The sequence below is a fragment of the Silicimonas algicola genome (assembly GCF_003148765.1).
In the GTDB taxonomy this organism is placed as follows: Bacteria; Pseudomonadota; Alphaproteobacteria; order Rhodobacterales; family Rhodobacteraceae; genus Silicimonas; species Silicimonas algicola.
This window is the reverse complement of the sequence record NZ_QGGV01000002.1, coordinates 325715-343783: the sequence shown is the minus strand read 5'-3', so window position 1 is coordinate 343783 and position 18069 is coordinate 325715. Positions and strand designations below refer to the sequence as shown.

Sequence of the window (18069 nt, the reverse complement as noted above, 5' to 3'; positions counted from 1 at the left end):
GGGCTAACTCTGGGTTGAATGCAATTTTCTCTTTGTCTGTCGCTATTTAGCGACAATGGTGGGGGGCTGGTGGTGCGACCATGAGAGCGCCCACACCGCAGCAGTTGCGGGACCGCTTCGGCAAGAACCTCAGGGTTCTGATAGAAGGAACGACGTCAGTCTCGCAGGTCTGCCGCGACATCGGCGTGAACCGAACGCAATTCCTGCGTTACCTTTCCGGCGAAGCGCACCCCCGGCCGGACGTCCTGCATCGCATCTGCAAGCACTTCGGGGTCGATGCCCGCATCCTCCTCGAACCGATCGAAACGCTGCGGGAGGAAGACGACCCCGGCCCCGATCCGGCGCTCGGCTTCCCGGCCTTCCTGTCGCGCATGCGCGCCTTCGATCACGGAGTCATGCCGGACGGGTTCTACCGCCTTCTGCGGCCGACGTTCACGGTCCCCGACATGGTCTCGGCAAGCCTGATCCTCCTCAGCAGCCTGCCCGACGGATCGGCCCTGGCGAGGACGGCCATCGACTCCGTCCACTTCGGAGGCAAGAACCAGCGCCTCACCTGGCGGCAGCGCCGCGCACGGTCGCTTGCCTTCCAGAACACTGTCGGCACCGCGTTCCTGTTCCTCACCACGACCGTGCGCCCCGCGATGTACCTGTCGTACTTCACCCACGGCCACGACGCCGACAATCAGCTCTTCTTCGGTTACACCGCGATGATGCGCTCGAACGAGCAGCACCACGCCCTCCTCCTCCCGTCCATCCTCGAACGCGCGGGTCCGCGCCTGCGCGACGGGCTGGCCGCCCGCCGAAGGTGCGGCGTGTTCCATTGGGACCGCCTGATGGAGACGGAGAGGCTGTTCTTCGAGGACTGGAATCCCTTCGGCCCCTTCACCCCGCGCTGGATCAAGGGACTCTACTGACCGCCCGAGCCCTCCAGGTCGGCGATCAGCGCCTTCATCTCGCCGATCTCGCGGCGCTGCGCCTCGATGATGCTGTCCGCCAGGTCACGCACCCTCGGGTCGGTGATCGTGGCGCGTTCGCTGGTCAGGATGGCGATGGAGTGGTGCGGGATCATCGCCTTCATCCATGACACGTCCTCGACCGTCGACTGACTGCGCATGAGCCAGAGCGACACCGCGAAAAGCAGGGCCGCCGCGGCCAGGATGCCAATCTTCGTCCCCTGCCCCTCGTACATGCCCCACATAAAGGACAGCATGACGACCGCCATCACGGCGCCCATGTACCCCACCATGTAGATGCGGCTTTCGCTGAACGTGACGTGATCGAGGGACCAGACGTTGAGATAGGTCATCGCGTACATGGCCACCATCGACGTGCCGATCATGGCGAAGAAACGGGCGTAGCTGGACATAGTGTTCCCCCTTCAGAGTTCGCCCTGCCAACGAAGTCCGCCCCGAAAGAGTTCCGGAACGTCCGAATCGCACAGAAAAAGGGGGCCACGAGGGCCCCCTGTCAGTTTCGCTTGTCAGGCTCTGTGTTTATACCGCCCGGTTTCTGCCTGCGGCCTGACCCGCGTTCAAGGGCGAGCGCACCCGCCCCGTGACCGAAAGTTCGCGAAGCGAACCTTTCGTAGAGCAGGGCGCCAGGCGCCCCACCCGATTCCTCAGCTACACCCGCTCGTTCCGCCACAGGTGTTGCACTTCATGCAGGTGCCGTTGCGCACCAGCGTGTAGTTGCCGCAGTCGCCGCAGGGATCGCCCTCGTAACCCTGCATCCTCGCCTTCTGCCGCAGGTCCATCTTGACCGTGCCGCTGCCGACCGCCGTCTCGGAGGACGTCATCGGCGCCAGGTCCGGCGCCAGAGCCTGAAGCGCTGCCGAGGGATCTGCGGTTCCGGCGAAGGCCGTGGCGCCCATGCCGCCCTGGACCAGCACCAGTTCCTGCGGGACGCGGCGGCGGGTGAAGCCGGCCGAGGCCACCTTCCTCAGCACTTCGACCGCATCCGACCCGGCCGATCCCGGCACCTCGGAGAAGTTGCGCTTCCCCTCGTCCTCGCCCCGGCCCATCTCATCGAAGGTCTGGCCCTCGGGCTTGACGTGGGCAAGGTCGGTCCGGTCGAGGTAGGACACCGCCAGCTCGCGGAAGATGTAGTCGAGGATCGAGGTCGCGTTCTTGATCGCCTCGTTGCCCTGGACCATGCCGGCCGGCTCGAACCGGGTGAAGGTGAAGGCGTCGACGAACTCCTCCAGCGGCACCCCGTATTGCAGGCCCACCGATATCGCGATGGCGAAGTTGTTCATCATCGCCCGGAAGCCGGCGCCTTCCTTGTGCATGTCGATGAAGATCTCGCCGAGCGTGCCGTCCTTGTATTCGCCGGTCCGGAGATAGACCTTGTGGCCGCCCACGATGGCCTTCTGGGTATAGCCCCGGCGCCGCTCGGGCAGCTTGTCGCGGCCGCGGGCGATTTCCTGGACGATGACCTTCTCGATGATCTTCTCGGCCAGCACCTGCGCCTTCTCGGCGGGATTGCCGGACGCCAGCACCTCTTCGGCCTCGTCGTCCCCTTCGACCAGCGCCGAGGCCAAGGGCTGCGACAGCTTCGAGCCGTCGCGGTACAGCGCGTTCGCCTTGACGCCGAGGCGGTGCGAAAGCTCGTAGGCCGCCTTGCAGTCCTCGATGGTGGCGTCGTTCGCCATGTTGATCGTCTTCGAGATGGCGCCCGAGATGAAGCTCTGCGCCGCCGCCATCATCGTGATGTGGCTCTGGACCGACAGGAAGCGCTTGCCCTTCTTGCCGCAGGGATTGGCGCAGTCGAACACGACGTAGTGCTCCTGCTTCAGGAAGGGCGCGCCCTCCAGCGTCATCGTCCCGCAGACGTGGTCGTTCGCAGCCTCGATGTCGCGGCGCGAGAAGCCCAGGTGCCGCAGCAGGTCGAAGGACGGATCGTTCAGCTTCGCCACAGGGATGCCGAGCGTGCGGGTGCAGAAATCCTCGCCAAGCGTCCATTGATTGAAGACGAAGCGGATGTCGAAGGCCGAGGGCAGAGCCGTCTCGATCTTCTCGATCTCCTTCTGGCCGAAGCCGTGGCCGATCAGCGCGGTGTGGTTGATGCCGGGCGCGTTGCCGAGCGTGCCGTGACCCACGGCATAGCTCACGATCTCCTCGATCTGCGCCGACCCGTAGCCGAGCGTCTCGAGCGCCGCGGGCACCGAACGGTTGATGATCTTGAAGTAGCCGCCTCCGGCGAGCTTCTTGAACTTCACCAGGGCGAAGTCGGGCTCGATCCCGGTGGTGTCGCAGTCCATCACGAGACCGATGGTGCCCGTCGGCGCGATGACGGTTGCCTGCGCGTTGCGATAGCCGTGCTTCTTGCCCAGTTTCAGCGCTTCGTCCCAGGCGGCCCGGGCAAGCTTCACAAGCTTCTGGTCCGGGCAGTTCGCGTCGTCGAGCGGAACGGGATTGACGTTCATCGCCTCATAGCCCGCCGTCTCGCCATAGGCGGCGCGGCGGTGGTTGCGGATGACGCGCAGCATGTGCTCGGCGTTGCGCTCATAGCCGCCGAAGGCGCCAAGCTCGCCCGCCATCTCGGCCGAGGTGGCATAGGACACGCCGGTCATGATCGCGGTCAGCGCGCCCGCCATCGCACGCCCCTCGTCCGAGTCGTAACCGAGGCCCATGTTCATCAGCAGCCCGCCGATGTTGGCATAGCCGAGGCCGAGCGTCCTGAACTCGTAGGACAGCTGCGCGATCTCCTTCGAGGGGAACTGCGCCATCATCACGCTGATCTCCAGCGTGACCGTCCACAGGCGCGTGGCGTGCATGTAGTCCTCGGCCTGGAACACGCCGTCCTTCCAGAAGGTCAGCAGGTTCATCGAGGCCAGGTTGCAGGCCGTGTCGTCGAGGAACATGTATTCCGAACAGGGGTTCGAGCCCCGGATCGCGCCGTCTTCCGGGCAGGTGTGCCAGGCGTTGACGGTATCGTGGTACTGGATGCCCGGATCGGCGCAGGCCCAGGCCGCGTGGCCCACCTGCTCCCACAGGTCGCGGGCGTCGATTTCCTTGGACACGCTGCCGTCCTTGCGGTTGGTCAGCTTCCATTTCTCGTCGGCGTCGACCGCCTTCAGGAAGGCGTCGGTGACGCGGATCGAGTTGTTGGAGTTCTGGCCAGAGACGCTGCTGTAGGCCTCGGAATCCCAGTCCGTGTCGTAGGTCGGGAATTCGATCGAGGAATACCCCTGCCGCGCATAATCCAGGACCCGCTTGATGTAGGTTTCGGGGATCGCGCATTTCTTCGCGGACTTGACCGCGGCCTTCAGCGCGTCGTTCTTCGCCGGGTCGTAGGCGTCCTCGACGCTGCCGTCCCAGGCGCGGATCGCCGCGAAGATGCCATTGAGCTCACGCTCGTGCATCTTCGAGCCGGCGACGATCGACGCGACCTTCTGCTCCTCGAGAACCTTCCAGTTGATGAAGGCCTCGATGTCGGGGTGATCGGCGTCCACGATCACCATCTTCGCTGCCCGACGGGTTGTCCCGCCCGATTTGATCGCGCCGGCCGCGCGATCGCCGATCTTCAAGAAGCCCATCAGGCCCGAGGATTTTCCCCCGCCCGAAAGCTTCTCGCCCTCGCCCCGAAGGTGCGAGAAATTGGTGCCCGTGCCCGAGCCGTACTTGAAGAGCCGCGCCTCGCGGACCCACAGGTCCATGATCCCGCCCTCGTTCACGAGGTCGTCGGCGCAGGACTGGATGAAGCAGGCATGCGGCTGCGGATGCTCATAGGCCGAGGCCGACTTGGTCAGCTCGCCCGTGCGGTAGTCGACGTAATAATGCCCCTGGCTGGGACCGTCGATGCCGTAGGCCCAATGCAGCCCGGTGTTGAACCACTGCGGCGAATTCGGCGCGGCCTTCTGCGTCGCCAGCATGAAGCGCATCTCGTCGAAGTAGGCCTGAGCGTCCTCTTCGTCGGTGAAATAGCCGCCCTTCCAGCCCCAATAGGCCCAGGCGCCGGCCAGGCGGTCGAAGACCTCCGTGGCCTTCGTCTCGCCGCCGAAACGCTCGTCCTCGGGCAGCTCGGCCAGGGCCTTCTCGTCGGGCACGGACCGCCACAGGAAGGACGGCACGTCTTTTTCCCGCACCTTCTTCAGACGCGCGGGCACGCCGGCCTTGCGGAAATACTTCTGAGCGATGACGTCCGACGCCACCTGGGTCCAGCGCGACGGCACGACGACATCGTCCAGCCTGAAGACGATGGTTCCGTCGGGATTGCGGATCTCCGACGCGGTCGTCGTGAACTCGATGGCCGCGTAAGCGTCCTTGCCTGCCTCGGTAAAGCGTCTTTCGATCTTCATGCCCGGTCCTATCTTTTGGCCCGTTTTTCGGACCTGCCCCTTCGCACCGGCCGGGTCTCCGAGAGACAGAAAAGTCCCGACCCCCGGATCCTGCGATCCGAACGGCACGTCCCCTTGACGGAGCGTTTTCAGGAGGCTTCTACTTCCCCTACCGGAGCCCACTATATGTTGTGGCTATCCCGACCGGCCTGCACAACTTGAAGCATCGGGGCGGGATTCGTCAACGGCCTTTTGGACATCCGCATGGCATTTTCGTGACAGGGGCGTTCCGGGAAAATCACCCCGGGCCGAAAAAGCGTGAGACCGTCGCGGCTTAAGCCGTGCGGTTCAGACCCTGCATGATGTGGAAAAACCGGGGCCACCCGAGGCGGCTGGCGGATCGCGCCCAACGAGGCGGGCGCGATCCCGGTTGAGTGTCGGGTCAGGCCTTGCGGCGTTTGACCGCGACGAGGCCGAGAGCGGACAGAAGCAGCACGCCGCCAGCCGGAAGCGGAACTTCCGATACCGGGTCGACGCTGACGCTGCGAACCTTGAACTCGTCCCACCAGTTGGCCACGCCGATGGCGAAGGCCGTCGAGGCGACGGTGTCGCCCAAAGTCACGGTTGCTCGATCCGTGTTCTTGCCGAGAAGGTTCGACACGCCGAAGTCGCCGGAGGCGATCATCTCGTAAAGCCCGCCCACCAGGGCGTAGACACGGTAGCCGTCGGTACTGTCGACGAATCCCGCCATGAAGCTGGTGAGGTTGACCTTGCGACTGAATTCGAACAGCGCGAATTCATTCGTGTCGATATAGACGTCGCCCACTGACAGGCCGAAGTCCTTGTGCGCACTGACGCTTCTTGCGGCGCCATCATAGTCGCCGCCGCTGACCGTCATCGTCAGACCGTCGTCGCCCGCCATCGTGAACGAGTTCATCGAATAGCGAGCGGCATCGGTCAGATCGAATGTGGCTGCGCACGCCGCAGTCGCCGCCACGGCATAGAAGGCCGCAGCGGTAAAAAGGTGTGTGAGTTTTCTCATCACTATCCCTGCACTGATACTTATCCGCCAAGGCATGGCGTGACTCACCCTGCCCTCCGGACACAGAGACGACATAGCACCGCCACAATCGGCGGCAAATGGCCCACGACGCCTGTTGCCGGACACATCTTCCCTCAGACTGAAACAATGGGCGCGCAGATGTCCGGCACTTGGCGCAAGCGCCCCGCCCGTCTCGTTTTCCGTATCACGGCAAAGGTGAAGCGAAGCTTGAGGTCCGGACGCCCTGCCCGGCAAACGACGGCTTCGAAGTGGTCGGGGCGGAGAGATTCGAACTCACGACCCCCTGTTCCCAAAACAGGTGCGCTACCAGGCTGCGCTACGCCCCGACGACGTCTACCTAGACCCTGCCGGGCGGCGTGAAAAGCCCAAAGGGGTCACTCGCCGCAGGGCCAGGCCGCAATGTCGCCAACGCTCGGATGAAGCATCTCGTAGCCCTCGGCGATGCCGAGGCGCTCGGCGAGGCCGCCGTTGATCTCGAGCACGAACTTCACGTCTTCCCCGCCGTCGATGCCGGTCTCGTCCAGGGGCACCGCTTCGGAATGGACATGCGTCACCTCTCCCGTCTCGTCCATGAAGATCATGTCCAGGGGGATGAGGGTGTTGCGCATCCAGAAGACGGCACGCTGCGGACGCTCGTAGACGAAGAGCATGCCCGCGCCTTTCGGCATCGAGGGCCGGTTCATCAGCCCGACGGAACGCTCGCTCGGGTCGTCCGCGACCTCGACCGAGAAGGCGGCCCGGCCGCCATCGCCGCGCAATTCGACCCGGCCTTCGTCGCACGCGGCGGCAAAGGCTCCGGCAGGCAGGACAAGAAGGACGAGTGCTAGGCTCCGTCTTCCGTTTCCGGCTCCGAACGAAGGGCAGATTCCCATGAAGTCACCTGTGTCGCCATGCGGCCGCGCTTTCCCTCGACCACACGAAGCGACACCGCTTCGCCCGGCTGAAGGTCCGCCAGTCCGGACCGACGCAGAACCTCGATGTGAAGGAACACGTCCTCGCCCCGCCCGAAGACGTTGGCAAATCCGAATCCCTTCGCCTTGTCGAACCACTTCACGCGGGCCGGCACGAGGGGAAGCGACAGGTCGACAGGCTCGGCGATTTCGCCGCCCGACGAGGCCAGCTCGTCGGCGTCCATCGATGCCGGAGGCTCTATGTGAAGAACCTCTATGGCTTGTATACCGCGCGCCGTCTCCTGCACGATCACTTCGATGCCGGCTGCGTCCGCCACCGAAGACTGGCCGAAGTTCCGAAGAACGTTGGCATGCAGGAGAATGTCCGGTCCGCCCTGATCGGAAACGACGAAGCCGAAACCCTTCGACGGATCAAACCACTTAACGGTACCGGTGACGCGCGCCCCGTCTTTTTCGGCGTCGGTCATCTGTTGCATCATCCCTCGGGTCTTCCACCCATTATTATTGCACTAGTGGGCTGTAAACCTGAGTTTATGCAACTTTAATCCGGGGCGATACGACTTTTTTTCGCCGAGCGCCCGCCTAGGGATACAGACGTGTGACTCTCCAAGCACGGTCCGCCGCCGACCTGGTCCATCGGAAGCGGTCATGGAGACGGAACTCGCCGTCTGCCCAGAACTCGATCTCGACCGGGTCGATCCGGAACCCGCCCCAGAACGGCGGCCGCTTCGGGTCGAGACCGTGCACCACCGTCATCTTCGCCGCCTCGGCGACCAGTTTTTCGCGCGACGACAGAGGTGTCGACTGCTTCGACGCCCAGGCGCCGATGCGGCTCTTCAGGGCGCGGCTCCGGTAATAGGCGTCGGCCTGCGGGCCCACCTCGCGCGTGACGGTTCCCCGCACACGAACCTGCCGCCTCAAGCTCTTCCAATGCATCACGAAAGCGGCTTTGGGGGTCTGCCCTAACTCGGCACCCTTGGCGCTGTCGTAGTTGGTGTAGAAGACGAAGGCGTCGTCTTCGATGTCCTTCAGCAGTACCATGCGCACGTTCGGCAGACCCTCGGCGTCGACCGTGGCCAGCGCGATGGCGTTAGGATCGTTGGGCTCAGACGCCTCGGCCTCGGCCAGCCAGCGGCGCGCGATCGCGATCGGGTCGTCGCCCTCGAAAATGCCGCCTCGGTCCGCCATTTGCCCTACACTCCGCATACGGTCCGCATACTTGATGCAGACACCGTGATGACATAGACCCTGAGCGAGATAAACGGGTCGGGGGCTGAAAATGACCGCAGGACTGATGGCCGGGAAACGCGGCCTCATCATGGGGCTGGCCAACCACAGCTCGATCGCCTGGGGCATTGCGAAAGCCTGCGCCGAACAGGGGGCCGAACTGGCCTTCTCCTACCAGGGCGAAGCGCTTCTGAAGCGGGTCCAGCCACTGGCCGCGCAACTCGGCTCCGACATCGTCCTGCCCTGCGACGTGGGCGACGCCGACAGCGTCGACGCGCTCTTCGCCTCACTCGAGGAAAAATGGGGCAAACTCGACTTCCTCGTCCACGCCATCGGGTTCTCGGACAAGGCCGAACTGCGCGGTCGTTACATTGACACGTCGCGTAACAACTTCCTGATGTCCATGGATATTTCCGTCTACAGTTTCACCGCCGTCGCGCGCCGCGCGGCCGCGATGATGCCTGACGGCGGATCGCTTCTGACCCTGACCTATTACGGCGCCGAAAAGGTCATGCCGCACTACAACGTCATGGGTCTGTGCAAGGCCGCGCTCGAGGCCAGCGTGCGCTACATCGCCGAGGACCTGGGGCGTGACGGCATCCGCTGCAACGCGATCAGCGCGGGCACGATCAAGACGCTGGCCGCCTCGGGGATCGGCGATTTCCGCTATATCCTCAAGTGGAACGAATATAACTCGCCCCTGCGCCGGAACGTCTCGATCGAGGACGTGGGCGGCGCGGCGATGTATCTTCTGTCCGATCTCAGCCGAGGCGTCACCGGAGAGGTCCACCACGTCGACTCGGGCTACCACGTCGTCGGCATGAAAGCGCTCGATGCGCCCGACATGACCTACGACAAGAAAGAGTGACGCCATGAACGACCGCCTGCCGCACGAGAAGGGCTTCCACGTCTCCTGGGATCAGATCCACCGTGACAGCCGGGCGCTGGCCTGGCGGCTGGATGGACGTGGCCCGCTCAACGGCGGCTGGAAGGCCGTCGTCGCGATCACCCGCGGCGGGATGGCGCCGGCGATGATCGTGGCGCGCGAACTGGACATCCGCACCGTCGACACGATCAGCGTCAAGTCCTACGACCACCAGTCGCAGAACGAGGCTCAGGTGCTCAAGGCGCCCGACGCCGAAATGATGGGCGATGGCACCGGCATCCTCGTCGTCGACGACCTGGTCGACAGCGGCAAGACCCTGGAGCTTGTCCGCAGGCTCTATCCCCAGGCCCACTTCGCCACGGTCTATGCCAAGCCCAAGGGCGAGCCGATGGTCGACACCTTCATCACCGGGGTCAGCCAGGATACCTGGATCTTCTTCCCCTGGGACATGGCGCTTCAGTACGTCGAGCCCTACCGCGGCAAGGACTGAGCGGCCTTTCCCCCATCCCGATGTCCCTTGCCCTGCATCCCGGGTCGCGCTAGATCGACGCGACCCTTTTTCCTAAGGGCTTCGGGGCACGAGGAGGACGACCGCGCATGGCCGGCAAGAAGAAAACCAACCCCACCGTCGTGGTGATCCTTCTTCTTCTGGTCATGGGGCTTGCCGGCTTCGGCGTGACGAACTTCGGCGGCTCGCTTCGCACCGTCGCCACGGTCGGATCGGCCGAGATCGGCGTCAACGACTACGCCCGCGCGGTCGAGGCCGAAGTGCGACGCTTCCAGCAGACGACGGGCCAGCCGATGACGGTCCAGCAGGCACAACTGATCGGGCTCGACCGTCAGGCCCTGTCGCGCGTCGTGACCGAAGCCGCGCTCGAGGACGAGGCCCGGCGCATCGGACTGTCGGTCGGCGACGCGAACGTGGTGAGCGAGATCCGCCAGGCCGACGCCTTCCAAAGCGCCGCCGGGTTTGACCGCACGACCTACGAAATGGCGCTCCAGCAGAGCAACATCTCGGTCTCCGACTTCGAGACGCGCGTAAGGTCGGACCTCGCCGAGGGCCTTCTGCGGCAGGCCGTCGCGTCAGGTGTCGAGACGCCGCCGTTCTTCACCGACACCCTCTTCGCCTTCGCGCGCGAAACCCGCGACGTCACCTGGGCCCGGCTGACCGAGGAAGACCTGGCGGAGCCGCTGCCCGAGCCGTCCCTCGAGGATCTGGCCGCCTATCACGAGGCCAACCCCGACGCTTTCACCCGTCCTGAAACCAAGGTGATCTCTTACGCCTGGCTCACGCCCGACATGCTGGTGGGCGATGTCGAGGTGGACGATGCGCAGCTTCGGACCCTCTACGACGAGCGCCAGGAGGAGTTCATCCAGCCCGAACGCCGCCTCGTCGAACGGCTGGTCTACGGCAGCGAGGCGGCGGCCGCGGAAGCCAAGGCGCGTCTCGATGCGGACGATGCCACCTTCGACGACCTCGTCGCCGAGCGCGGCCTGCAACTGGCGGACATCGACCTGGGCGACGTATCGCTCGAGGATCTGGGTGAGGCCGGCGAGGCGATCTTCGCGCTGGAGGAACCCGGCGTCGTGGGCCCCCTGCCGTCCAGCCTTGGACCTGCGCTCTACCGCATGAACGGCGTCCTTGCAGCGCAGGAGACGAGCTTCGAGGAGGTCCGCGACGAATTGGCCGGAGAAGCCGCCGCCGACCGCGCGCGGCGCATCATCGTGGAGTCGGCTCCCCAGATCGAGGACATGCTGGCAGGCGGCGCGGACATGGCGCTTCTGGCCGAGCGGACCGATATGGAGGCGGGCACGATCGAATGGAACGACGAAGTCTTCGACGATATCGCGGCCTATGACGCCTTCCGTGCAGCGGCTTCACAGGCCACGCCGGACAGCTTTCCCGAGGTGATTGAACTCGAGGACGGCGGCATCGTCGCGCTGAAGGTGGACGAGGTGAAGGCCCCCGAACTGCGGCCGCTCGAAGAGGTCAAGGACGACGTCCGCACGGCCCTTCTGACCGAGCGTCGCCAGGAAACGCTCGCCGCCCAGGCCGAGACGATCGCTGACCAGGTCCGCAACGGCCGCGAGATGGCGGCGCTCGGCCTCGATCTCCAGACCGACAGAAGCGTGGGACGCGACGCTCTCGTCGAGGGCACGCCGCCCGATTTCGTCACGACGCTGTTCCAGTTGAAGCCCGACGAGATCGCGGTCCTTGCCGCGGACGGCGACGCCTGGGTCGTCCGGCTCGACGCCGTGAACGTGCCGGACGGCACCTCGGAGGAAGCCGCGCGTGCCAAGGCGGCCTTCTCGGAAGGGATTGCCCGCGACTTCTCGGGCGCACTGCTGACCGCATATACGTCGTCGCTTCTCGATACCCGCGAGGTCGAGGTGAACCAGTCGGCGATCTCGGCCGTCAACGCGCAACTTCAGTAGAATGACGCTTCAGCCGGCATACGACGCCTTCGCGTCGGGCTTCGAGGCGGGGCGGAACCAGCTCGTCTACACGCGCCTGGCCGCCGACCTCGACACGCCGGTATCGCTGATGCTGAAGCTGACCGGCGCCCGCCGCGACGCCTTCATGCTGGAAAGCGTGACGGGCGGCGAAGTGCGGGGGCGGTACTCGATCATCGGCATGAAGCCTGACCTCGTGTGGGAATGCCGCGGGACGCAGGCGCGCATGAACCGCCAGGCCCGCTACGACCGCGAAAGTTTCGAGGCCGAGGCGTCGGACCCCCTCGCCTCGCTGCGAGCGCTGATCGAGGAAAGCCGGATCGACATCCCGGACGACCTGCCCGCCGCCTCGGCCGGGCTTTTCGGCTATCTGGGCTACGACATGATCCGGCTGGTCGAGCACCTGCCGGACGTGAACCCCGACCCGCTTGGCCTGCCCGACGCGGTACTCCTGCGCCCCTCAGTCGTCGCAGTGCTGGACGGGGTCAAGGGCGAGGTCATCGTCGTCTCGCCGGCCTGGGTGTCCTCCGGCCTCTCGGCTCGCGCCGCCTATGCGCAGGCGGCCGAACGGGTGATGGACGCGGTCCGCGATCTGGAACGCCCCGTGCCAGAGGCGCACCGCGACTTCGGCGAGGACGTGCCCGTGGCCGAGCCGGTCTCGAACTTCTCGAAGGAGGCCTACAAGACCGCAGTCGAGAAGGCGCGCGAATACATCGCGGCAGGCGACATCTTCCAGGTCGTCCCCTCGCAGCGCTGGAAGCAGGAGTTCCGCCTGCCGCCCTTCGCGCTTTACCGGGCGCTGCGGCGGACGAACCCCTCGCCCTTCATGTTCCACTTCGATTTCGGCGGGTTTCAAGTCATCGGCGCAAGCCCCGAGATCCTCGTCCGCGTCTTCGGCGGCGAAGTGACGATCCGCCCGATCGCCGGAACCCGGCCGAGGGGCGCCACGCCCGAGGAAGACCGCGCCTTCGAAGCCGACCTCCTGAGCGACCAGAAGGAACTGGCCGAACACCTGATGCTTCTCGATCTCGGCCGCAACGACGTCGGCCGCGTCGCGAAGATCGGCACCGTGCATCCGACCGAGGAATTCATCGTCGAGCGCTACTCCCACGTCATGCATATCGTCTCGAACGTCGTGGGCGAACTGCGGGAAGACGAGGACGCGCTGTCGGCGCTTCTGGCGGGCCTGCCTGCGGGAACGGTGTCCGGCGCGCCGAAGGTCCGCGCGATGGAGATCATCGACGAGTTGGAGCCCGAGAAGCGCGGCGTCTATGGCGGCGGCGTGGGTTACTTCTCGGCGGGGGGCGACATGGACATGTGCATCGCGCTCCGGACTGCCGTCCTGAAGGACCAGCAGCTTTACATCCAGTCGGGCGGCGGTGTCGTCTGGGACAGCGACCCCGAGGCCGAATGGCAGGAGACGGTCAACAAGTCGAAGGCGCTGCGGAAGGCCGCCGAGGAAGCCGGCCGGTTCGAGAGGGGCGGCAACGCATGACGGTGAACACCTACTATTCGCTGAAAGGCGGCAAGCCGGACCCCACGACCCTCGTCACCGACCGCGCCGTCTTCAAGGAGGCCTACGCCTTCATCCCGCGCCGCTGCGCCAAGGACATCACGGCAAGCTTCTTCCCGAACTGGGAAAAGACGCGCGGCTGGGTTCTGGCGCGGCCCCTGTCGGGCTTCGCCGAAACCTTCGCGCAGGTCGCGATGGAGGTCTTCGCCATGGGCGGCACCAACCGCCCCGAGGATGACCCCGAGGCGGAATGCGTGATCTTCGTCACCGAGGGCGAGATCGAACTGACCATCGCGGGCATTCTCCACCGCCTGACACCCGGCGGCTATGCCTATATCCCTCCCGGGGTGCCCTGGGCCCTGTGGAACCGGGGCGCGATCTCGGCCTGTTTCATGTGGGTCCGGAAGAAGTATCAGAGGGTCGAGGGCCTGCCTCTCCCCGACGTGCTGATCGCCAATGAGAACGCTGTCGCGCCGGTCGCGATGGAGCTGTCGGACGGCCGCTGGAAGACGACGCGCTTCGTCGACCCCGCCGACCTCCGCCACGACATGCACGTCAACATCGTCACCTTCGAGTCGGGCGGCGTGATCCCCTTCGCCGAGACCCACGTCATGGAGCACGGGCTTTACGTGCTCGAGGGCCGGGCGGTCTATCGCCTGAACGACGACTGGCTCGAGGTCGAGGCGGGCGACTTCATGTGGCTGCGCGCCTTCTGCCCGCAGGCCTGCTACGAGGGCGGGCCGCAGAGGTTCCGCTATTTGCTCTACAAGGACGTCAACCGGCAGATGCCGCTCGTGCCGTTCTGAGGACGGGGGGCGCTGCCCCCCGGATCCCCCCGGCGTGTTTCAGGCAAGATGAAGATCAGCGCTCCGACACGATCCAAGGCGTCTCGAACCAGTGCTCCTCGAGGTTCGCCCCATTTCCGATCCGGTCGACGACGGCGAAGAGGCCCGGCGCGTGAAGCGGGGTCAGCACGCCGTGCCAGGTGCCTCGGTGGACATTCACGCCCTGCCCCGGTTCCGTCAGGAAGGCGCGGGGTGTTCCAGGCACGCCGCCGTCATCCAGCGCCGCGATCACGAGGAACGGATGCTGCGTCATCGGAAGGAAGGCCTGGCTGCCCTCCGGGTGGCGTTCGACCATTTCGAGCGTCAGGGGCAGCGTCCGCGGCTCGGCGAGAAACACGCTGATCCCGGCGCGGCCATCCGAGAAATCGAGAGCGGCGAGGTCGTGAAAGCGCCCGCAGAGCCCCTGGTTGATGATGCGGTCGGGCACGCCCGCCGCCTCCAGAACGTCGCCGAAGGGTGCGAAGGATGCCGCCGTAAGCGGCTCGCAACGAATCTCGCGGCTCACCCGAGCTTGTCCATGAGGCGCAGCTCGGCGATCCGCTCGACCTGCCTGCAGGCCTCGGCGAATTCCTCCGCCCTGTCATGCGCGATCCGCGTCTCGAAGGCGCGCAGGATGCCGGCCTTGTCATGGTCTCTTACGGCGATGATGAAGGGGAAACCGAATTTCTCGACATAGGCCGCGTTCAGCCGCTCGAAATCCTCGCGTTCCTTGTCCGTCAGCGCGTCGAGACCTGCGGAGGACTGTTCGGAGGTCGATTCCGCCGTCAGTCTCTTCGCCTGAGCCAGCTTACCGGCGAGGTCGGGGTGCGCCTTGAGGACACCCAGGCGCTCCTCTTCCGAGGCCGAGCGGAACACGCGGGTCAGCGCGGAGTGGACGCCTCGTGCGGTGTCGTGCGTCGGACCCAGCTCCAGCGCCCGGGCCCGTTCGGCAATCCAGGGCGAATGCTCGTAGACGCCGCCAAAGGCCGCAACGAAGTCCTCGCGCGTCATCTCCGAGGGACGTGGGGTCTTGGAGGGTGGATGCAGCCGAGCCCAATGCTCGGCGATGTCGAGGCGCGTGGCGAACCAGACGCCGTCGTGCGCCGCCATGTGGTCGAGCGCGCGCTTCAGCGCCAGTGCCCGTCCCGGCCGCCCGATGAGGCGGCAGTGAAGGCCGATCGACAGCATCCGCCCGCCCTCGGCATAGAGCATGTCGAAGCTGTCCTTCAGGTAGTCCTCGAACTCTCGCGGCCCGCCGAACCCCGCCGCGACCGCGAAGCGCATGTCGTTGGCGTCGAGCGTGTAGGGCACGACAAGTTGGTCGCGTTCGCCGACCCTGATCCAGTAGGGAACATCGTCGGCGTAGGCGTCGGCGACATAGGCGAAACCGCCCTCCTCCGCCGCCAGCCGGACCGTGTTCATCGACGACCGGCCGGTGTAGATGCCGTGCGGGCGCTCGCCCGTGACCTCGGCGTGCAGGCGGATGGCCTCGATCAGGTCGGCGCGCTCCTGCGCCTCCGGGACGTCCTTGTACTCGATCCACTTCAGACCGTGCGACGCGATCTCCCACCCGGCCGACTTCATCGCCGCGACCTGCTCGGGCGCGCGGGCCAGGGCGGTGGCGACGCCGTAGACCGTCACGGGCAGGTCCTTCAGCATCCGGTGCAGCCGCCAGAACCCCGCACGAGCGCCGTATTCGTAGATCGACTCCATGTTCCAGTGCCGCTGACCCGGCCACGGGGCCGCGCCCACGATCTCGGACAGGAACGCCTCCGACGCCGCGTCTCCGTGCAGGATGTTGTTCTCGCCGCCTTCCTCGTAGTTGAGCACGATCTGCACCGCGATCCGCGCGCCCTTCGGCCATTGCGGATCGGGCGGCGTCTCGCCGTGGCCGGTCATGTCACGAGGATATCGGGGGGCGTCGGTCATGGAATGGTCCGGGGCTACGTCTGCCCCAGGAGGATGCCCCTGCCCGCCAGAGCGGGCAAGGGCGGTTCGTTCAGGCCCGCGAACCCGACAGGCCGCCGGAGATCTCTTCGGTCGCCTCGTCCTCGAGCGTCTCGGGCAGGATGAGGTTCAGCACGATGGCGAGACCCGCTGCCGGCAGCAGCCCGCTGGTAAGCAGGATCTTCGCCGTGGCCGGCAGGTGTTGAAGCGCATCGGGTTCAAGCTGAAGCCCAAGGCCGAGCGATAGCGAGATCGCGAAGATCACCATGTTGCGCCGGTTCCAGTCGACCTCGGACAGCATCGATACGCCTGCCGCGACGACCATGCCGAACATGACGATGACGCCGCCGCCCAGAACCTCGATCGGGACGGTACGGATCAGGCCGCCGACCTTCGGGATCAGACCGCAGACGATCAGGAAGATCGCGCCGATGGTCACCACATGCCGGCTCATCACGCCCGTCATGGCGATCAGCCCCACATTCTGGCTGAACGAGGTGTTGGGAAGCCCGCCGAAGACGCCCGCGACCGCCGTTCCCAGACCGTCGGCGAAGGTGGCGCCGGTGATCTCCTCCTCGGTCGCCTCGCGTCCCGCGCCGCCCTTGGCGATGCCCGAGACGTCGCCCACGGTCTCGACCGCCGAGACGATGGCCATCAGGCTGAAGCCGATCACGGCTGCGAACGAGAACTCGAAACCATAGCGGAACGGGTCTGGCAGCGCGAAGGAGGCGGCGTTGGACCAGCTTGCGGCGATGGACGACACCGGCAGCATCCCTGTCAGGATCGCGACGGCGTAACCGACGAGAAGCCCCACCAGCACCGCCGAGATCGACAGCATCCCGCGCGCGAAGAACTTGAGGCCAAGGGTCACGACGATGACGATCAGCGCGACCGACCAGTTCAGCAGGCTGCCGTATTCCGGCGTGCCGATGGCCGGGACGCCGCCCGCCGCGTACTGTACGCCGACACGCACCAGCGCGAGACCGATCATCGTTACGACAAGGCCCGTCACCAGCGGCGGCAGCGCGAACCGGATGCGACCGATGAAGAAGCCGAGACAGGTGTGGAAGATGCCGCCGATCACGATGCCGCCGAAGAGAGCTGCGAGACCATCGACGCCCTTGCCCGCAACGAGCGGGATCATGATGGGAATGAAGGCGAAGCTGGTGCCCTGGACGACCGGAAGGCGCGCGCCCACGGGGCCCACGCCGATGGTCTGGAACAGCGTGGCGATCCCGGCAAAGAGCATGGACATCTGGATCAGGTAGAGAAGCTCCGGAAAGTCCGGGCTGTTCGATCCGAAGCCGAAACCCGCAGCCCCCGCGACGATGATCGCCGGTGTCACGTTCGACACGAACATGGCCATGACGTGCTGGATGCCCAGAGGCACGGCCTTCATGAGAGGTGGTGTGTAATCCGGATCGCGTAGCTGCGCCGGCGTTCCGATGGAAGTGTCCGTCATTTTTCCCGTCCCTTGATTTTTTTGTTTGTGGCGACAGGAAGCTCGCGGAACTGCCGCTCCGTCAACGAATTTCGCACCTGCGTTTTCAGGTTGCATCGACGGCCGGTTTCCGCTGCACAGGTGTTGGACACATGTGCGCGAGGTTTGGCCATGACGGGATTCCTGACGACACACGTTCTCGATACGGCGCGTGGAGCTCCAGCAGCCGGCATCACGATCGAGCTTTACCGGATCGACGGCGAGGCGCGCACCTACCTGCATTCGCGCAGGACGAACGGCGATGGCCGGACCGACACGCCGATCCTCGGGGCCGAGGAGTGGCGGCCCGGGACCTACGAGCTGGTGTTCCATGCCGGGGCTTATTTCGACGCTCACGCGGCCGATCATCCGACGCCGCGCTTCCTCGACGTGGTCCCGGTCCGCTTCGGGATGGCGAAGGAGGATCACTATCACGTCCCGCTCCTCCTCTCGCCCTACGGCTATTCGACGTACCGGGGCAGTTGA

General features: G+C 65.6%; 17 protein-coding genes and 1 tRNA gene. 7 read left to right on the top strand and 11 right to left on the bottom strand.

The genetic code is table 11. The annotated features are described in order from the left end of the window. Positions 1-80 precede the first annotated feature (80 nt). Positions 81-914 (top strand): helix-turn-helix domain-containing protein, encoded by an 834-nt coding sequence (locus tag C8D95_RS06075; protein ID WP_109758271.1) that lies wholly within the window; start codon positions 81-83, stop codon positions 912-914. Here C8D95_RS06075 and C8D95_RS06070 read toward each other — a convergent pair. The 7 genes from C8D95_RS06070 to pdxH all read right to left on the bottom strand — a co-directional run bounded on the left by C8D95_RS06070 (position 908) and on the right by pdxH (position 8440). Then, complete coding sequence (locus C8D95_RS06070) at positions 908-1366, bottom strand: DUF305 domain-containing protein (protein WP_109758270.1); 459 nt, start codon at positions 1364-1366, stop codon at positions 908-910. The genes C8D95_RS06075 and C8D95_RS06070 overlap by 7 nt on opposite strands. 252 nt (positions 1367-1618) lie before the next feature. Next, the gene (locus tag C8D95_RS06065; protein ID WP_109758269.1) at positions 1619-5299 is read right to left on the bottom strand and encodes a vitamin B12-dependent ribonucleotide reductase; all 3681 of its coding nucleotides are present in this window, start codon (positions 5297-5299) and stop codon (positions 1619-1621) included. A 421-nt stretch (positions 5300-5720) separates the two neighbouring features. Continuing rightward, entirely contained in the window at positions 5721-6320 is a 600-nt protein-coding gene (locus C8D95_RS06060) for a VPLPA-CTERM sorting domain-containing protein (RefSeq protein WP_109758268.1), read from the bottom strand. Between the two features lie 270 nt (positions 6321-6590). Then, positions 6591-6667 (bottom strand) — tRNA-Pro (locus tag C8D95_RS06055). 48 nt (positions 6668-6715) lie between these two features. Then, positions 6716-7213, bottom strand: a complete 498-nt coding sequence (locus tag C8D95_RS06050; protein WP_109758267.1) for a DUF192 domain-containing protein — start codon at positions 7211-7213, stop codon at positions 6716-6718. Continuing rightward, positions 7165-7719, bottom strand: coding sequence for a cold-shock protein (locus tag C8D95_RS06045; RefSeq protein ID WP_241239661.1), 555 nt, complete (start codon positions 7717-7719; stop codon positions 7165-7167). The genes C8D95_RS06050 and C8D95_RS06045 overlap by 49 nt, the downstream gene beginning before the upstream one ends. Positions 7720-7834: 115 nt before the next feature. Further along, positions 7835-8440 (bottom strand): pyridoxamine 5'-phosphate oxidase, encoded by a 606-nt coding sequence (pdxH, locus tag C8D95_RS06040; protein WP_109758265.1) that lies wholly within the window; start codon positions 8438-8440, stop codon positions 7835-7837. Positions 8441-8531: 91 nt separating this feature from the next. Here pdxH and fabI point away from each other — a divergent pair, with 91 nt between their 5' ends. The 5 genes from fabI (at position 8532) to C8D95_RS06015 (ending at position 14138) form a co-directional block, all read left to right on the top strand. Then, a complete protein-coding gene (gene fabI, locus C8D95_RS06035; protein ID WP_109758264.1) occupies positions 8532-9347 on the top strand; it encodes an enoyl-ACP reductase FabI in 816 nt (271 codons plus the stop codon). A 4-nt stretch (positions 9348-9351) separates the two neighbouring features. Continuing rightward, positions 9352-9855, top strand: coding sequence for a xanthine phosphoribosyltransferase (gene gpt, locus C8D95_RS06030; protein WP_109758263.1), 504 nt, complete (start codon positions 9352-9354; stop codon positions 9853-9855). 107 nt (positions 9856-9962) lie between these two features. Beyond that, the gene (locus tag C8D95_RS06025) at positions 9963-11801 is read left to right on the top strand and encodes a peptidyl-prolyl cis-trans isomerase (RefSeq protein ID WP_109758262.1); all 1839 of its coding nucleotides are present in this window, start codon (positions 9963-9965) and stop codon (positions 11799-11801) included. Position 11802: 1 nt separating this feature from the next. Continuing rightward, positions 11803-13314, top strand: coding sequence for an anthranilate synthase component I (gene trpE, locus C8D95_RS06020; RefSeq protein WP_109758261.1), 1512 nt, complete (start codon positions 11803-11805; stop codon positions 13312-13314). After that, positions 13311-14138 carry a bifunctional allantoicase/(S)-ureidoglycine aminohydrolase gene (locus C8D95_RS06015; protein ID WP_109758260.1) on the top strand — a complete coding sequence of 276 codons (828 nt, stop codon included), beginning with the start codon at positions 13311-13313 and terminating at the stop codon, positions 14136-14138. The genes trpE and C8D95_RS06015 overlap by 4 nt, the downstream gene beginning before the upstream one ends. A gap of 55 nt (positions 14139-14193) precedes the next feature. On the opposite strand, the gene C8D95_RS06010 is transcribed toward C8D95_RS06015, so the two are convergent. The 4 genes from C8D95_RS06010 to C8D95_RS21960 all read right to left on the bottom strand — a co-directional run bounded on the left by C8D95_RS06010 (position 14194) and on the right by C8D95_RS21960 (position 17717). Beyond that, positions 14194-14682 carry an ureidoglycolate lyase gene (locus tag C8D95_RS06010; RefSeq protein ID WP_109758259.1) on the bottom strand — a complete coding sequence of 163 codons (489 nt, stop codon included), beginning with the start codon at positions 14680-14682 and terminating at the stop codon, positions 14194-14196. Further along, positions 14679-16085 carry an allantoinase PuuE gene (gene puuE, locus C8D95_RS06005; protein WP_109758258.1) on the bottom strand — a complete coding sequence of 469 codons (1407 nt, stop codon included), beginning with the start codon at positions 16083-16085 and terminating at the stop codon, positions 14679-14681. Before puuE ends, C8D95_RS06010 begins: the two co-directional genes overlap by 4 nt. A 70-nt stretch (positions 16086-16155) precedes the next feature. Then, positions 16156-17565, bottom strand: a complete 1410-nt coding sequence (locus C8D95_RS06000) for a uracil-xanthine permease family protein (RefSeq protein ID WP_109758257.1) — start codon at positions 17563-17565, stop codon at positions 16156-16158. Then, complete coding sequence (locus tag C8D95_RS21960; protein ID WP_164721680.1) at positions 17562-17717, bottom strand: hypothetical protein; 156 nt, start codon at positions 17715-17717, stop codon at positions 17562-17564. The genes C8D95_RS06000 and C8D95_RS21960 overlap by 4 nt, the downstream gene beginning before the upstream one ends. On the opposite strand from C8D95_RS21960, the gene uraH reads away from it, so the two are divergent. Next, the gene (uraH, locus tag C8D95_RS05995; RefSeq protein ID WP_109758256.1) at positions 17716-18069 is read left to right on the top strand and encodes a hydroxyisourate hydrolase; all 354 of its coding nucleotides are present in this window, start codon (positions 17716-17718) and stop codon (positions 18067-18069) included. The genes C8D95_RS21960 and uraH overlap by 2 nt on opposite strands.

Bases quoted from the DNA above. Each gene is read 5' to 3' on its own strand.
- C8D95_RS06075 (WP_109758271.1), top strand. From the start codon at position 81: ATGAGAGCGCCCACACCGCAGCAGTTGCGGGACCGCTTCGGCAAGAAC.
- puuE (WP_109758258.1), bottom strand. From the start codon at position 16,085: ATGACCGACGCCCCCCGATATCCTCGTGACATGACCGGCCACGGCGAG.
- pdxH (WP_109758265.1), bottom strand. From the start codon at position 8,440: ATGGCGGACCGAGGCGGCATTTTCGAGGGCGACGACCCGATCGCGATC.
- C8D95_RS06060 (WP_109758268.1), bottom strand. From the start codon at position 6,320: ATGAGAAAACTCACACACCTTTTTACCGCTGCGGCCTTCTATGCCGTG.
- C8D95_RS06065 (WP_109758269.1), bottom strand. From the start codon at position 5,299: ATGAAGATCGAAAGACGCTTTACCGAGGCAGGCAAGGACGCTTACGCG.
- C8D95_RS21960 (WP_164721680.1), bottom strand. From the start codon at position 17,717: ATGGCCAAACCTCGCGCACATGTGTCCAACACCTGTGCAGCGGAAACC.
- trpE (WP_109758261.1), top strand. From the start codon at position 11,803: ATGACGCTTCAGCCGGCATACGACGCCTTCGCGTCGGGCTTCGAGGCG.
- gpt (WP_109758263.1), top strand. From the start codon at position 9,352: ATGAACGACCGCCTGCCGCACGAGAAGGGCTTCCACGTCTCCTGGGAT.
- C8D95_RS06045 (WP_241239661.1), bottom strand. From the start codon at position 7,719: ATGACCGACGCCGAAAAAGACGGGGCGCGCGTCACCGGTACCGTTAAG.
- fabI (WP_109758264.1), top strand. From the start codon at position 8,532: ATGACCGCAGGACTGATGGCCGGGAAACGCGGCCTCATCATGGGGCTG.
- C8D95_RS06000 (WP_109758257.1), bottom strand. From the start codon at position 17,565: ATGACGGACACTTCCATCGGAACGCCGGCGCAGCTACGCGATCCGGAT.
- uraH (WP_109758256.1), top strand. From the start codon at position 17,716: ATGACGGGATTCCTGACGACACACGTTCTCGATACGGCGCGTGGAGCT.
- C8D95_RS06015 (WP_109758260.1), top strand. From the start codon at position 13,311: ATGACGGTGAACACCTACTATTCGCTGAAAGGCGGCAAGCCGGACCCC.
- C8D95_RS06070 (WP_109758270.1), bottom strand. From the start codon at position 1,366: ATGTCCAGCTACGCCCGTTTCTTCGCCATGATCGGCACGTCGATGGTG.
- C8D95_RS06050 (WP_109758267.1), bottom strand. From the start codon at position 7,213: ATGGGAATCTGCCCTTCGTTCGGAGCCGGAAACGGAAGACGGAGCCTA.
- C8D95_RS06025 (WP_109758262.1), top strand. From the start codon at position 9,963: ATGGCCGGCAAGAAGAAAACCAACCCCACCGTCGTGGTGATCCTTCTT.